Origin of the sequence: Citrobacter sp. RHB35-C17, from assembly GCF_013816795.1 — a bacterium.
Classification (GTDB): Bacteria; Pseudomonadota; Gammaproteobacteria; order Enterobacterales; family Enterobacteriaceae; genus Citrobacter_A; species Citrobacter_A amalonaticus.
On the sequence record NZ_CP057150.1, the window covers coordinates 1,901,096 to 1,914,463 of the forward strand.

At 52.5% G+C, this 13,368-nt stretch carries 17 protein-coding genes; 4 read left to right on the forward strand and 13 right to left on the reverse strand.

What is annotated here, in order from left to right:
* Positions 1 to 45 precede the first annotated feature (45 nt).
* Positions 46 to 273 carry a YceK/YidQ family lipoprotein gene (locus HVZ37_RS08945; RefSeq protein ID WP_043001952.1) on the forward strand — a complete coding sequence of 76 codons (228 nt, stop codon included), beginning with the start codon at positions 46 to 48 and terminating at the stop codon, positions 271 to 273.
* On the opposite strand, the gene HVZ37_RS08950 is transcribed toward HVZ37_RS08945, so the two are convergent.
* From HVZ37_RS08950 to HVZ37_RS08960, 3 genes are all read right to left on the reverse strand, one after another.
* Positions 274 to 648 carry a MysB family protein gene (locus HVZ37_RS08950; RefSeq protein WP_043001020.1) on the reverse strand — a complete coding sequence of 125 codons (375 nt, stop codon included), beginning with the start codon at positions 646 to 648 and terminating at the stop codon, positions 274 to 276.
* 81 nt (positions 649 to 729) lie between these two features.
* Positions 730 to 1,950, reverse strand: coding sequence for a multidrug efflux MFS transporter MdtG (mdtG, locus tag HVZ37_RS08955; RefSeq protein WP_044266048.1), 1,221 nt, complete (start codon positions 1,948 to 1,950; stop codon positions 730 to 732).
* Positions 1,951 to 2,109: 159 nt separating this feature from the next.
* Positions 2,110 to 3,030: a Kdo(2)-lipid IV(A) acyltransferase gene (locus HVZ37_RS08960; RefSeq protein ID WP_044258041.1), complete on the reverse strand. Its 921-nt coding sequence runs from the start codon at positions 3,028 to 3,030 to the stop codon at positions 2,110 to 2,112.
* Positions 3,031 to 3,254: 224 nt separating this feature from the next.
* Between HVZ37_RS08960 and HVZ37_RS08965 the strand changes: the two genes are divergently transcribed.
* Complete coding sequence (locus tag HVZ37_RS08965; RefSeq protein WP_044258040.1) at positions 3,255 to 4,307, forward strand: rhodanese-related sulfurtransferase; 1,053 nt, start codon at positions 3,255 to 3,257, stop codon at positions 4,305 to 4,307.
* A gap of 51 nt (positions 4,308 to 4,358) precedes the next feature.
* Here HVZ37_RS08965 and HVZ37_RS08970 read toward each other — a convergent pair whose 3' ends face one another.
* The 10 genes from HVZ37_RS08970 to mdtH form a co-directional block, all read right to left on the reverse strand.
* Positions 4,359 to 4,934: a YceI family protein gene (locus tag HVZ37_RS08970; RefSeq protein WP_043001016.1), complete on the reverse strand. Its 576-nt coding sequence runs from the start codon at positions 4,932 to 4,934 to the stop codon at positions 4,359 to 4,361.
* Complete coding sequence (locus HVZ37_RS08975; RefSeq protein WP_125339631.1) at positions 4,931 to 5,503, reverse strand: cytochrome b; 573 nt, start codon at positions 5,501 to 5,503, stop codon at positions 4,931 to 4,933. Before HVZ37_RS08975 ends, HVZ37_RS08970 begins: the two co-directional genes overlap by 4 nt.
* Before the next feature lie 263 nt (positions 5,504 to 5,766).
* The gene (locus tag HVZ37_RS08980; protein ID WP_044258036.1) at positions 5,767 to 5,880 is read right to left on the reverse strand and encodes a YceO family protein; all 114 of its coding nucleotides are present in this window, start codon (positions 5,878 to 5,880) and stop codon (positions 5,767 to 5,769) included.
* Positions 5,881 to 5,926: 46 nt separating this feature from the next.
* Positions 5,927 to 7,048 (reverse strand): N-methyl-L-tryptophan oxidase, encoded by a 1,122-nt coding sequence (solA, locus tag HVZ37_RS08985; protein WP_181628354.1) that lies wholly within the window; start codon positions 7,046 to 7,048, stop codon positions 5,927 to 5,929.
* A 115-nt stretch (positions 7,049 to 7,163) separates the two neighbouring features.
* A complete protein-coding gene (bssS, locus tag HVZ37_RS08990; protein WP_043001951.1) occupies positions 7,164 to 7,418 on the reverse strand; it encodes a biofilm formation regulator BssS in 255 nt (84 codons plus the stop codon).
* A gap of 333 nt (positions 7,419 to 7,751) precedes the next feature.
* Complete coding sequence (gene dinI, locus HVZ37_RS08995) at positions 7,752 to 7,997, reverse strand: DNA damage-inducible protein I (protein WP_042319691.1); 246 nt, start codon at positions 7,995 to 7,997, stop codon at positions 7,752 to 7,754.
* A gap of 76 nt (positions 7,998 to 8,073) precedes the next feature.
* Complete coding sequence (gene pyrC, locus HVZ37_RS09000) at positions 8,074 to 9,120, reverse strand: dihydroorotase (protein ID WP_043001012.1); 1,047 nt, start codon at positions 9,118 to 9,120, stop codon at positions 8,074 to 8,076.
* 102 nt (positions 9,121 to 9,222) lie between these two features.
* A complete protein-coding gene (locus HVZ37_RS09005) occupies positions 9,223 to 9,783 on the reverse strand; it encodes a lipoprotein (protein WP_043001011.1) in 561 nt (186 codons plus the stop codon).
* 130 nt (positions 9,784 to 9,913) lie between these two features.
* Positions 9,914 to 10,561 carry a glutaredoxin 2 gene (grxB, locus tag HVZ37_RS09010; protein WP_181628355.1) on the reverse strand — a complete coding sequence of 216 codons (648 nt, stop codon included), beginning with the start codon at positions 10,559 to 10,561 and terminating at the stop codon, positions 9,914 to 9,916.
* 63 nt (positions 10,562 to 10,624) lie between these two features.
* On the reverse strand, positions 10,625 to 11,833 hold the full coding sequence (gene mdtH, locus HVZ37_RS09015) for a multidrug efflux MFS transporter MdtH (protein ID WP_044258032.1): 1,209 nt from the start codon (positions 11,831 to 11,833) through the stop codon (positions 10,625 to 10,627).
* A gap of 292 nt (positions 11,834 to 12,125) precedes the next feature.
* Between mdtH and rimJ the strand changes: the two genes are divergently transcribed.
* A complete protein-coding gene (rimJ, locus tag HVZ37_RS09020; RefSeq protein WP_043001008.1) occupies positions 12,126 to 12,710 on the forward strand; it encodes a ribosomal protein S5-alanine N-acetyltransferase in 585 nt (194 codons plus the stop codon).
* Between the two features lie 9 nt (positions 12,711 to 12,719).
* The gene (locus HVZ37_RS09025; RefSeq protein WP_044327463.1) at positions 12,720 to 13,367 is read left to right on the forward strand and encodes a YceH family protein; all 648 of its coding nucleotides are present in this window, start codon (positions 12,720 to 12,722) and stop codon (positions 13,365 to 13,367) included.
* The last annotated feature ends 1 nt before the right edge of the window (position 13,368 follow it).

The following is a 13,368-nucleotide window of genomic DNA, read 5'->3' on the forward strand; positions in this document are numbered from 1 at the left end:
GCCGGTATTTTTTTATACTGAAGAAAACGATTAATGAGGTATCACGTGCGAATCGTAGCGGTGGGCATCATGGTGATGCTGTTAAGCGGGTGCGGCAGCATTATCAGCCGGACAATCCCCGGACAGGGGCATGGCAACCAGTACTATCCGGGAGTGCAGTGGGATGTCCGGGATTCAGCATGGCGTTATGTCACTATCCTCGATCTGCCGTTCTCGCTGGTGTTTGACACGCTGCTGTTGCCGCTGGACATGCATCACGGCCCTTACGAGTAATTACCGTTCATCCCATTCATCTGCTGCGGTTTGACCCTCTTCGGTATCCAGCGGGGGCTCAAGCTGAAATTCGCCTTCATCCCATTCATGCAGTGTATTCTCTTCCAGCCACTCCTGGCGGATCTCTATCTCATCATAGTCGCCGTCAAAGACACTTTGCGCGGCCTCGCCACTGAGCATCGGCAGGCACTCGCCTTCTTCGCCTTCATCGGCAAAAAACTCGACCTGCCACATGATGTCGCCATCCTGTAGCACGTACTTCTGCACGTTGAACTGCTGTACATTGGCTTCGTCCTGTTCAAGCTCAGGATGGTCCGCCATAAATTCTTCACGGGCTGAGTCAATGGCTTCTTCCAGCGTTGCATACATGGTCATCTGAGTCTCCCTTTGATTTGATGAGGTAATCAGGGAAAGAATAGCTGATTCTCCGGTTATGCAAGTATGAATGCTGAAAAATCATCCCGCTGTTCGTGTGAGAGCACGACGGCGCAGGCTGTTCCAGGAATAAATGGCGTTAAACAATACCACCCCGGCAGTGACCAGGAAGACGGCACGGAAGCCGTAACTAGCGGAAATCGCTGCTCCCATGAGCGGGCCGGTGACGTTGCCGATATCGCGGAACGACTGGTTATAACTAAAGATGCGCCCAGCGATTTGGTTTGTGGAGTTATAGACCAGCAGCGTTTGTACCGCCGGCAGCAGCGCGCCGTCGGCAGCGCCCAGTAAAAAGCGCAGTACCGCCAGTTGCCACGGGGTCTGCACAAAAGACATCGGGATCAGCAGCAGAACGGAGAAGATTAGCGCCGCAATGAGGATTTTCTCCGGTCCGATACGGTCGCCCAGCTTGCCTAATCTTGGCGCACTGAGCAATGCGGCGACGCCAGGTACGGAGGCAATCATCCCGCTAATAAACGCAATATTGCTGACGTTACCCGCCAGCTCCCGCACATAGAGGGTCAAAATCGGTGCAATGGAACCGGTCGCGACCTGAATAATCAACGTGGTGACGAACAGGCTCAGCACCAGTTTCGGGTTTTTAAGCGTAGCAACCACTTCCCGGACGCGCAGCATCTCTTTCTTGCTGATGGGTTTGAAGTTTTCGCGAATAAAAAACAGCGTCAGTAAGAAACAGATCAGCAGTACCGTCGCGGTGATGAAGAAAACCGGGCGCAGGCCGTACTGGTCGGCGAGCAGGCCGCCCGCTAACGGGCCGAGTAATGCACCGCTGACGCCGCCGGTAGAGAGCGTTCCCAGCGCCCAGCCGCTTTTATTGCGTGGGACCTGGGTGGCGATGAGGGCGTTGGCGTTGGGAATGAATCCGCCCAGCAACCCGAGCAGCGCGCGCAGCACCAGAAACTGCCAGATATTCTGCGCAAGGCCCATTAGCAGCATCACTATTGCCATCCCCAGCGCGGAGCGCAGCAGCATAATCTTTCTGCCTTTACGGTCGGCAAGCCCGCCCCAGAAGGGAGAGGCGATCGCAGAGAAAAGAAACGTAATACTAAAGACCAGTCCGGACCACATGTTGAGCGCACTGTGGCCCGTTACGCCGAGTTGTTCGACATAAAGTGGTAAAAATGGCATCACCAGGCTAAATGCGGCGCCGGTTAAGAAACAGCCGAGCCAGGTGACAGTGAGATTACGTTTCCAGTTTATGGGAGTATCAGAGGGTGACATAGCGATCCGCGTGTGATGCGCTGTTGGCGCGATCGGGCAAAAAACGAATATAAATTAAGCATATTCATTATGCGCCTGGATGCAGAGGGTCGCAATGTGGGGAGCTTTTATCGCTAAAAACGGTGAGAAAGCAGCCCAAAAGGGGCTGCTATGCAGGATTTAATAACGGGAAGGTACGCCAGCAGGACGTGTTTTGAAGCGGCGATGTAGCCACATGTACTGTTCTGGCGCCATCATGATGCACTTCTCAACAATCTTGTTCATCCAGGCGGCGGTGGTCTCTGCGTCATCCAGCGGCGGTGAGCATTCTGGCGGTAACATAATCAGCTGGTAGCCTTTGCCATCGGGCTTGCGACGCGGTACAAACGGCACCAGGCAGGCATTAGACATTCGCGCCAACATCCAGGTGCCGGAGGTGGTGGCTGCTTGTTCAACGGCAAAAAGCGGGACGAACACGCTGGCGCGCGGGCCATAATCGTGGTCCGGCGCATACCAGACCACTTCGCCTTTCTTCAGCGCCTTAATCATCCCTTTCAGATCCTTGCGATCGAGCATGGATTTGTTTGAGCGCATACGACCCCAGGTCTGGAGCCAGTCGATCAAGGGATTATCATTCGGGCGATAAACGCCGATGCCGGGTTCCTGCAAACCGAACTGACGCGCACCGAGTTCCAGGGTTAAAAAGTGCAGCCCCACCAGCAAAATACCGCGCTGCTGAGCCTGAACGTCACGAATATGCTCCATGCCGATCACTTCGGTCCAGCGGGCAATGCGACGATCGGACCAGAACCAGGCCATCCCGGTTTCCAGCAGGCCCATACCGACGGATTCAAAATTTTTAACCACCATCGCATGGCGGTCACGCTCACTCATTTCAGGGAAACAGAGCTCGAGGTTACGATATGCAATTTTCGTCCGCCGCTTCATCAGACGATACGCCAGGTGACCGATCATATGACCAAGGCGATAGAGTATCGGATAGGGCAACTGCACGACCAACCAAAGTGCGCCAATACCGAGCCAGGTTAACCAATACCGTGGATGCAGTAGTGCTGCGGAGAACTTAGGTAAATTCGTCATGTCTTTCCTGTTGTATACCTTAAAACGGGCAATTATCTGTATTGTTGCATTTTTTCGCCGTCAGAAAAAATTTGTGGCTCCGGAATGGCGATAAATGCAGCAAATGTTGTTAATTTTTTATTTTGAAGAAAGAAATGTAGCGCAAAATGTATGGATGTAAATTGGCGCGGATTGCTATATGATGCCGCCGATTCTGATTTCACCTGCCGCAGGACCCGTACACCATGCCAGTGTTACATAACCGTATTTCCAATGATGCCCTCAAAGCCCGGATGTTGGCTGAAACTGAGCCGCGCACGACCATTTCGTTCTACAAATATTTTACCATCGCAGACCCGCAGGCCACACGCGATGCGTTGTATCAAAAGTTAACCGCGCTGAATGTTTTCGGTCGCATCTATCTGGCGCATGAAGGGATTAACGCCCAAATCAGCGTACCGCAAAGTCAGGTGGAGACGTTCCGCCAGCAGCTGTACGCCTTTGATCCGGCACTTGACGGCGTGCGTCTGAACATTGCGCTGGAAGATGACGGGAAATCCTTCTGGGTGCTGCGGATGAAAGTGCGTGAGCGGATTGTGGCAGATGGCATTGAGGACCCGAGTTTTGATGCCAGCGATGTCGGCGACTATCTCAAGGCCGCGGAAGTGAACGCGATGCTCGACGACCCGGATGCGCTGTTCATTGATATGCGTAACCACTACGAATACGAAGTGGGCCATTTTGAGAACGCGCTGGAAATCCCGGCCGACACGTTCCGCGAGCAGTTACCCAAAGCGGTCGAAATGATGCAGGAACACAAAGATAAAAAGATTGTGATGTACTGTACCGGCGGTATTCGCTGCGAAAAAGCCAGCGCCTGGATGAAGCACAATGGCTTCAGTAAAGTGTGGCACATTGAAGGCGGTATCATTGAATATGCACGCAAGGCCCGCGAGCAGGGGTTACCGGTACGTTTCATCGGCAAAAACTTTGTGTTTGATGAGCGCATGGGTGAGCGTATTTCAGATGAGGTGATTGCGCATTGTCATCAATGCGGCGCGCCGTGCGACAGCCACACCAACTGTAAAAATGACGGCTGCCATCTGCTGTTTATTCAGTGCCCGGCATGTGCGCAAAAGTACAACGGCTGCTGTAGCGAGATCTGTTGCGAAGAGAGCGCATTACCGGAAGAAGAGCAACGTCGCCTGCGCGCAGGACGCGAGAATGGCAATAAAATCTTCAACAAGTCGCGTGGACGACTGAATACGAAACTGGGTATTCCGGATCCTGCCGAGTAATGGTGTGGCCGGATGGCGGCGACAACATCGCCATCCGGCATCATTCCTCGTTTACTTCTGCTGTACGCCTTCAACTGAGATAATCAACTCCACTTCCTGCGAGGCAGGACCCAGATCGGTGGTGATGTTGAAATCCTTCAGCTTGATTTTACCTTCGGCTTCGAAGCCTGCGCGTTTACCCCCCCACGGATCGTCACCCTGACCGATCATCTTCGCTTCCAGCGTCACCGGCTTTGTTACGCCGTTTAGCGTCAGATTCCCGGTGATATCCAGTTCGTCACCGTCTTTTTTCACGCTGGTGGAGGTGAAGGTCGCCTGCGGGAATTTCGCGACATTGAGGAAATCAGCGCTGCGAAGGTGTTTATCACGCTCGGCGTGATTGGTATCCACGCTGTTGGTGTTGATCGTCACATTCACTTTATCGGCGGCGGGATCCTTTTCATCAAAGGTAAAGGTTCCGTCGAAGTCTTTGAACGTGCCGTACAACCAGCTGTATCCCAGGTGCTGAATACGGAAATTAACAAAGGCATGTTGTCCTTCTTTGTCAATTTTATAATCCGCCGCGATGGCAGAACCGGTGGTGAACAGCAGAGAGGCGAGAGTTAAACCCAGCAGGCTTTTTTTCATTTTTGAGCTCCATAGTCAGATGACGACTTACCCAACATGCGATTCAGGGTGTCGTCTTTATCGATAAAGTGGTGTTTAAAGGCCATCAGGCCATGCAGAACGGAAAGAATAACGACGGTCCAGGCCAGCCACAGGTGTACGCTTCCGGCGAGATCGGCCTGAACGCCAGCATCCGCGAAGGTGGCCGGGACATCAAACCAGCCGAAAACGCTGATCGGTTTACCGTCCGCCGTCGAGATCAGATAACCGCTGATGACAATGCTAAACAGCAGCAGATATAGCGCGAGGTGGCCCAACGCTGCGCCAGCACGGGTCAGGGCCGAATAGCTTTTCAGCGCTTTCGGCGGTGGCGAGATCAGACGCCAGATGACCCGAACGACCAGGCCCATCATCAGCAGGATCCCGATGCTTTTGTGCAATTCCGGTCCCTGGTGATACCAGCCGTCGTAATAGCTCAACGTCACCATCCAGAGACCGAGTGCAAACATCCCGTAGACCACCAACGCGGTTAGCCAGTGAAGCATGGCGGAAATAAAACCATACCGTTGAGGCGTATTTGAAAATTGCATAAAAATTCCATTTCATATTTCAGGATTGAATGAAAATGGCCTGACAGAGACATAAATGCAACTAAAAAATAACACCGGGAGAGAGATTTAACGTTGATTCAATAATTTTGTATTAAGTGTAGATTTTGATTCAACGGATTCGTCAGAAATGACCGATTTATGACGGTTTGTGGGGGGGTAGGGGATGGGTTTTGTCATTCAAAAAAACAAAACAAAAATTAGATAACTTTCAGTTTTTGTCAGTATTTGTCAATGCCGATGGCTCAGTAACACAGGATATAAATAACATCAAGAATCGCCAGCAGCGACCATAAAATAACGTAGAGCATAAAATGCTCGCGAATATTGTTGACCAGATAAAGAAACAGACGACGCATATTGTAATCACCATTAAAAAGGCCTCATTACGAGGCCATTTAACGATTATGCCGTAAATCGGGAGAGTCTGAACGGCGTCAGGTCAAAAGCGGATGGCTTTTCCTGGGCAAAGTCAGCGGCAATTTCACCCAATACGGAGGCAAATTTAAAGCCGTGACCACTCAGCCCGGTCACGATCAGCGTGTTGTCATGGCCGGGCAGCGTGTCGATGATAAAGTCTTCATCCGGCGAGTTGTCGTAGGTGCAGGCCGCACCGTGCAGACAGCAACCCACTCCCGGAAGGATATTGCGCAGGAACGGGAATGCTTCAGATCCATCGCTGGCGACGCTGGCAAACGGTTTGCGTTCAGCTTCGGCGTGGATAAGTTGCCCGCCGTTGTGCTTACCGATTTTCAGTTCGTCGTTCTCCGCCGGGAAGCCGTAGTATTGATCGCCGTTGGGCAGCTCACCGGTGAAGGCAGGAAACTTATTCTTGATGCTATAGCGGCCATCGGCCTGGTACCAGGCAAACACTTTTCGTACCGGCTGGATGGGAAGCTCGGGGAGCAAAGCCTGAACCCAGGTACCGGCGCTCACCAGCGCTTTCTTCGCGCTGTACTCGCCGTCAGCGGTTTCCACAGTGACCCCGCCGTCATCATCATGGTGAATGGCTGTGACCGGGCAGTTGAAGAGCTGAGCGCATCCTGCTTCTTCTGCCAGACGAATCCAGGTTTTGATCGCCAGTTCACTGCGTAAAAAACCGGAATCAGCTTCGAACAGGCCGGTGTAGTCTGCAGGTACGCGGATTTCCGGCCAGCGCGCCATGATGGCGGCGGCATCCAGTTGCTCAACGTTCAGTTGCCACTGTTTTGCGCTGTGCGCGACGTTTGCCAGGAAGGGCGAACCGGCGGGGCCAAGATTGATAACGCCGGAGCGGACGAAAATCGGCTCTTCATTTTGCGTGGAGAGTTCGTCCCAGAGCGCCTGCGCATGCAGCACCAGCGGAACGTATTTTTCACCTTCGCCATAGGCGTGGCGGATCAACCGGGTGTCGCCGTGATGACTACCCTGTTGATGCGGTGGCATATGCGCGTCGGTCATCAGAACGTTTAACCCGGCGCGAGTGGCATAATAACCTGCGGCTGCCCCAACGGACCCGCTGCCTATAATGATTAAGTCGTATTTCATCAGTTTCTCTCTGCTGTCGCGTTTGATGCAGAGTAAATAAGTGAAATGCGTAATACAACCCAGAAATAGCAAAGGCACCCCGAAGGTGCCTTTTTAAGTGAGAATGTCCGTCTCGTTAATGCCGACGGTATTCGTTGGCCTGGTAATCGCCGGATTCGATTTTGGCTATGCCGGCTTCTAATATCGAAATAAATTGTCTGGCAACATCGGTGGTTAACCAGAGCGTTTGACCGACCTCTGTACCATCGGTTTCGGGACGATTTGGAGTCTGGTAGTGCAAACGCAGCATCAGCGCGTCATAGCTATCTACGGTGCTGATGTCCCATCCCACAAGCGGATGAGTCTGAATGACTTCATTATTCTTTTCCATCATGCCCCCTAATTCGTGTTACAAGACAACGGTTTTCGAGGTTCAATGCGTTTTTATCTGAAGCAACTTCAGTATATCAATAAATAAGGGTATTCACTGAGATTTTAAAGAGGGGGGAGCATAAATTTCTGCAAATTAAGAATTTGTGAGTAATTAATCACCATCTTGTTCATTCTTTTTAAGTATGTTGTGCAATAATTTTGAGTGACTGGTGAAAATATAATCAATTCCGAAGGCAACGGAGAATACTAAATGATGCCGCAAAAAAGATTGCTTTAAAGATGAGAGAAAAAAGCCGGGGCGACCCGGCAAAGAGACTACGGCATAGCATTTTTATTCTTTAATGAACCAGTCGTCAGCGCTTTCCCAGGTTTCCTGAAGAATTTCGCTGATCCGTTCTTTATCTTCTTTCGTCGCGCCAATCACGGACAAATTATTCGCAGCGGCATAACGAACGGTCACGTTACCGTCGTTATCGGGAAAGTGGTGAGTAATACGGCGGGAGAGTTCACCTGCCAGGGCGTCAATAGCACCGGCAGGTAAAGGTGAAGTTTTAGCAATGGTGACTTCAATACGCATAATGGCCCCCTGTTGAATATACTGGTTATTTATACAGTTATCCTGGCCAGGTTACAACAGGCGGCATCGATTTTTTTTACTTTTTAATCGTCCAGCGTACCGTTTCGCCCCCGAGGAACGGCACCAGCGTATCGTCGGTCAGCGCGATGCTCTCCGGTACCTGCTGCTCTTCACGTACCAGTTCAACGAAAGTGTCATTGACCGGCAGGCCGTAGAATCGCGGACCGTTCAGTGAACAAAACGCTTCAAAGTGCGCCAGGGCATTCATCTCTTCAAACACGCTCGCGTAACTCGCCAGTGCCGTTGGCGCGTTAAAACATCCCGCGCAGCCACAGCTCGATTCCTTACGATGACGGGCATGTGGGGCTGAATCGGTGCCGAGGAAGGCACGCTCAAAGCCACTGGCAACCAGCTCACGCAGAGCGTGCTGGTGGACATTGCGTTTCAGAATTGGCAGGCAGTAGAGGTGTGGGCGAATACCGCCAACCAGCATGTGGTTACGGTTAAACATCAGGTGCTGCGGTGTAATCGTCGCAGCCAATAATTCGTTACCGTCACGGACATACTCCGCCGCATCTTTGGTAGTGATGTGCTCAAAGACCACTTTCAGCCCAGGCAGGCGCTGGCGCAGAGGCTCCATCACCGTCTCAATAAAGCGCGCTTCACGGTCAAAAATATCGATATCGGCGTGGGTGACTTCGCCATGCACCAGCAGCGGCATCCCGAGTTTTTCCATGCGTTCAAGTACTGGCATGATCGCATCGATGGAGGTGACCCCGTGACTGGAGTTGGTGGTGGCGTTTGCCGGATAGAGTTTGGCTGCGGTGAACACGCCTTCGCGAAAGCCGCGTTCCAGTTCAGCGGGATCCAACGTGTCCGTTAAATAGCAGGTCATCAGCGGCGTGAAGGAATGTCCGGCAGGGACCGCATCAAGGATGCGCTGGCGGTAGGCAATTGCCGCATCTACCGTGGTGATCGGCGGCGCCAGGTTTGGCATCACAATCGCACGTGCATAAACATCGCTGGTATACGGCACGACCGTTTTTAACATTTCGCCGTCGCGAAGGTGAAGGTGCCAGTCATCTGGGCGGCGGATCTTTAAAACCTGGGAGGGTGCTGTCATCAATATGCTCCGGCTGGGGGATGTCATTTTTGCCGGAAACAAAGGATAAGGGGAAACGTTTTCGTTTGCACGTAAAAAAAGGCGCCGCAGCGCCTTTGTCGTTTAATCGGTGAACGGGATGATGATTTCGCCCGGCTTCACCTCAATCCCTTTGGCGTACTTTTTCGCCAGCGCTTCGCCTTTGCTGCTGTCTTCGCGCAGGACATACGCTGGCTGCTGGTTAAAGTAATTACGCAGTGACTGATTGAGATAAGGCATCAGGGTTTGCAGCACTGACTGCATTTTTTCCGGCGTCACGGTGGCATCTACCACTTCCATTTCCTGCAGGAAGATGGCCCCTTTTTCTTTATTAAAGACTGGCAGCGCTTTCAGTTTTAGCTTAATGGTTGCTTTCTGACTGCCAAACAGCGAATTCATATCCAGCTTTGCATCGCCGGTCAGCGTCACTTTGTTCGGCTCTTCACGACCGATCTGGCTGGAGAGGTTATTGAGGACGATATGCGCATCGGCAACGCCCGGAAGCCCGATATCTTTGGCAAAGTTGTTGCGTTTTTCGAGCGCCTGATTAATTTCTTGTTCGCTTACGGTGTACTGTGTGAGCTGATTACAGCCGGTCAACAGGCCGCCAACTATCAACGCGGCAGCAAAAAAAATCTTCTTCATGGGGTTCCTCTACACGATGCGATCGTCTTAATCCTGACATAACGCAGCATGTGTCACCAGCGCGAACTTCGCCAGTAGAAAAAACTGAAAAAAGCGGCAGCCTGTATGATTCAGCCACCGCCGGTAAACGTTAAATCGCCATTGATGATAACAGATTGATCTGCGTCTGTTTCGCCATATTGTCGCGATAGTCAGCAACCCGTGTCGGCCAGTTGATACCGGCCACCAGTGTCAGATTACGCAACAGGGGAAATAACTGGATGTCGTCTTCGGAAAGCTCACCGTTTACACCATTGGGTTGCACAATGCGCTTATCCAGTGTGCGCAAATCCTCACTGATTTTTTTGGTCAGGCCAGCGGAATGGGCAAGATGGTCGGCAAAACTGCCAATCATCGCCTCTTTTTTCTCAGTAAAGTATTTGCGTGCCGAAGGGGTGGAAAACTCATCAAAAGCAGATTTTGCAAAACGCGGCAGCAGCAGGTGATTGGCGTAGCTGTTCACTTTGCGCAGCCACTCGTCAATAGCAGGATTTATCTTGCCGGTGAGCAGCGGTTTGCCATCCAGTTGATCGACGTAATGGACGATGTCCATGCTTTCCGGTAGATAGCGGCTGTCGTCTTTTTGCAGAATGGGCACCATTTTCTGGCCAATCATTCGGGTTGGGGTTTCGTCATCGTCGTTGGCCAGGACAATCAGTTCGACGGGGATGTTTTTGAGGCCAAAAATCATGCGAGCTTTGATGCAGAAAGGGCAGTGATCGTAAATATAAAGCTTCACGTTTCTCCTCCATTTGACTGTCAGTTCCCTTTCAGTATGGAGGAGACACGCACAGGTATCAAATCAGGCGCCGGGTTCCAGCATGCCGCGCGGCGTGCGTTTATGGCTAAACTGCCAGCCCAGCGCCAGGAAAGTGATGAAGCCAATGATCCCCAGCATCATCCAGGGTAACTCGGGTTGCTGGAGCAGTTTCCCCATATCAAACAGCCAGCCGCCGCCGATATACCCGATGGCACCACCTATGGCTAACCCCAGACGGCTAAAGCCCATATAGCTACCGCGCGCACGGGCATCCGACAGCGAGGCGCTGAGCGTTTCACGGGCGGGTTCAGCAATAATCGAACCGATATAGAAAGTGCAAATCAGCGTGAACAACTGCTGCAAGTCACTCACCAACCCCACGGGTAACATGCTCAGTGACATCAGCAGCAGGCCCGCCATCAGGCGATGCTCAAGACGAAACCGTTTCTCACTCCAGCGCGCAATGGGGTAGAGCAGCGTCAGCGAAAGGCAGGCTTCAATGGCATACATCCATTTCACCGCGGAAGGTGAACCGGCGATGTCATTGACCATAATGGGTAGCATCAGCATGACCTGCACCGCCAGCATGTAATAGCCCGCCAGCGTCAGCACATAGGTGACGAAGCGTTTATCACTGAGCACCCGACTCATTCCTTCCCGTACCGGAATACGCACAGTAGAGAGTTTCCACGCGGGCAGCAGCCAGGCGTTAAAGGCGGCGCAGAGCACGAACAATATTGCCCCGGTTGCGCAAACCAGACGGAAGTCATACTGCAACAACCAACTGCCTAACAGCGCGCCGATAACCGCCCCTGCGCTGTCCTGCATCATCAATATTGAGAAGAAGCGACCCCGCTGATGCGGGCGAATCAGCTTCACCACCAATGCCGAGCGCGGCGGATCGAACAGCGTGCCGCCGAGACCGGACAGGAAACAGGAGAACCACAAAAGCCAGGGTTCATGGGCGATCCCCATGGTGGCAAACCCGGCGGCGCGCATCAGCATGCCGGTGACGATCATCGGTTTCGCGCCAAAACGGTCGGCAATCGCGCCGCCAAAAATGCCCAGTCCCTGTTGAATAAACTGACGCAGACCCAGCGCAATGCCGACCATAACGGCGGCCCAGCCCATTTGGTCGACGAAGCGAATTGAGATCAGCGGGAACACGACGAAAAAGCCCAACACGACCAGCATATTATCGATGAGCAGGAAAGTTTTACCCAGGTTCCTGGCCTGCGAGACACGCGACATTTCCCCTCCCGGGAAACACTCGTCATTCTTCGAGTTGCGCGGAATTTGCGGCATTCGAATGATTGAGAGTAGATAAAGCGAAGTATCTCCTATTCTGCGGCTTTGCTGCCTTTTTGCCCACCCTCGCCGGGACAATATTTTTTTATCAAAAGTCCATCTTGATAGAGAGTTTTCATCAAAATGGCGGAATAATTCAAAAAATGGCAAATTGCACTTTTCACAGGGTGGTTTTGCACAGGTATAGTAAGTCAATCAGGGTGTAACGGCGATTCGGGAAGGAGTAGGAATAAATATGTTTGGCTATCGCAGTAACGTGCCAAAAGTGCGCTTAACCACCGACCGCCTGGTCGTGCGTTTAGTGCATGAGCGTGATGCCTGGCGTCTGGCAGATTATTACGCGGAAAATCGTCATTTCTTAAAACCCTGGGAACCGATTCGTGATGAAAGCCACTGCTATCCCTCCGGCTGGCAGGCGCGACTGAGCATGATTGCCGAATTTCATAAGCAAGGTTCCGCCTATTACTTTGCGCTGCTGGACCCGGATGAAAAAGAGGTCATTGGGGTAGCGAATTTTTCTAACGTGGTGCGGGGGTCTTTCCATGCCTGCTATCTGGGGTATTCCATTGCGCAGAAATGGCAGGGGCAGGGGCTGATGTTTGAAGCGCTGACCGCCGCGATTCGTTATATGCAACGCACGCAACATATTCATCGCATTATGGCGAATTACATGCCGCACAATAAACGCAGCGGTGATTTACTGGCGCGACTTGGCTTTGAAAAAGAAGGCTACGCAAAAGATTATCTGTTGATTGACGGGCAATGGCGCGACCACGTGCTGACGGCGTTAACGACATCAGAATGGACCGCAGGTCGGTGAGGACACCCTATGAAATATGAATTAACTGCCGCTGAAGCCCGTGTGATTGGCTGTCTGCTCGAAAAACAGGTCACGACGCCTGAGCAATATCCGCTCTCTGTAAATGGCGTGGTCACCGCCTGCAATCAGAAAACCAACCGTGAACCGGTGATGAATATGGCGGAGCACGAGGTGCAGGAGCACCTCGACAATCTGGTGAAGCGCCATTTTCTGCGCACGGTCAGCGGCTTTGGTAGCCGCGTCACCAAGTATGAGCAGCGTTTCTGTAACTCGGAGTTTGGCAACCTGAAATTGAGCTCCGCGGAGGTGGCGCTGGTTACGACACTGCTGCTACGCGGTGCGCAGACGCCGGGCGAATTGCGCAGTCGCGCCTCGCGAATGTATGAGTTCAGCGATATGGCGGAAGTCGAGGCAACGCTGGAACGCCTGGCAACGCGGGAAGACGGCCCTTATGTCGTCCGTCTGGCGCGCGAACCGGGTAAGCGTGAAAGCCGTTATATGCATCTGTTCTGTGGCGCCGTGCAGGAGCCGGTTGCCCTGGCCGATGAGCCACAGGCGGCGACGGGAGATCTACAGGCCCGCGTCGAGGTGCTGGAAAGCGAAGTCGCCGCGCTGAAACAGCGCCTCGAGTCGCTACTGGAACATCTGGGAGAATAAC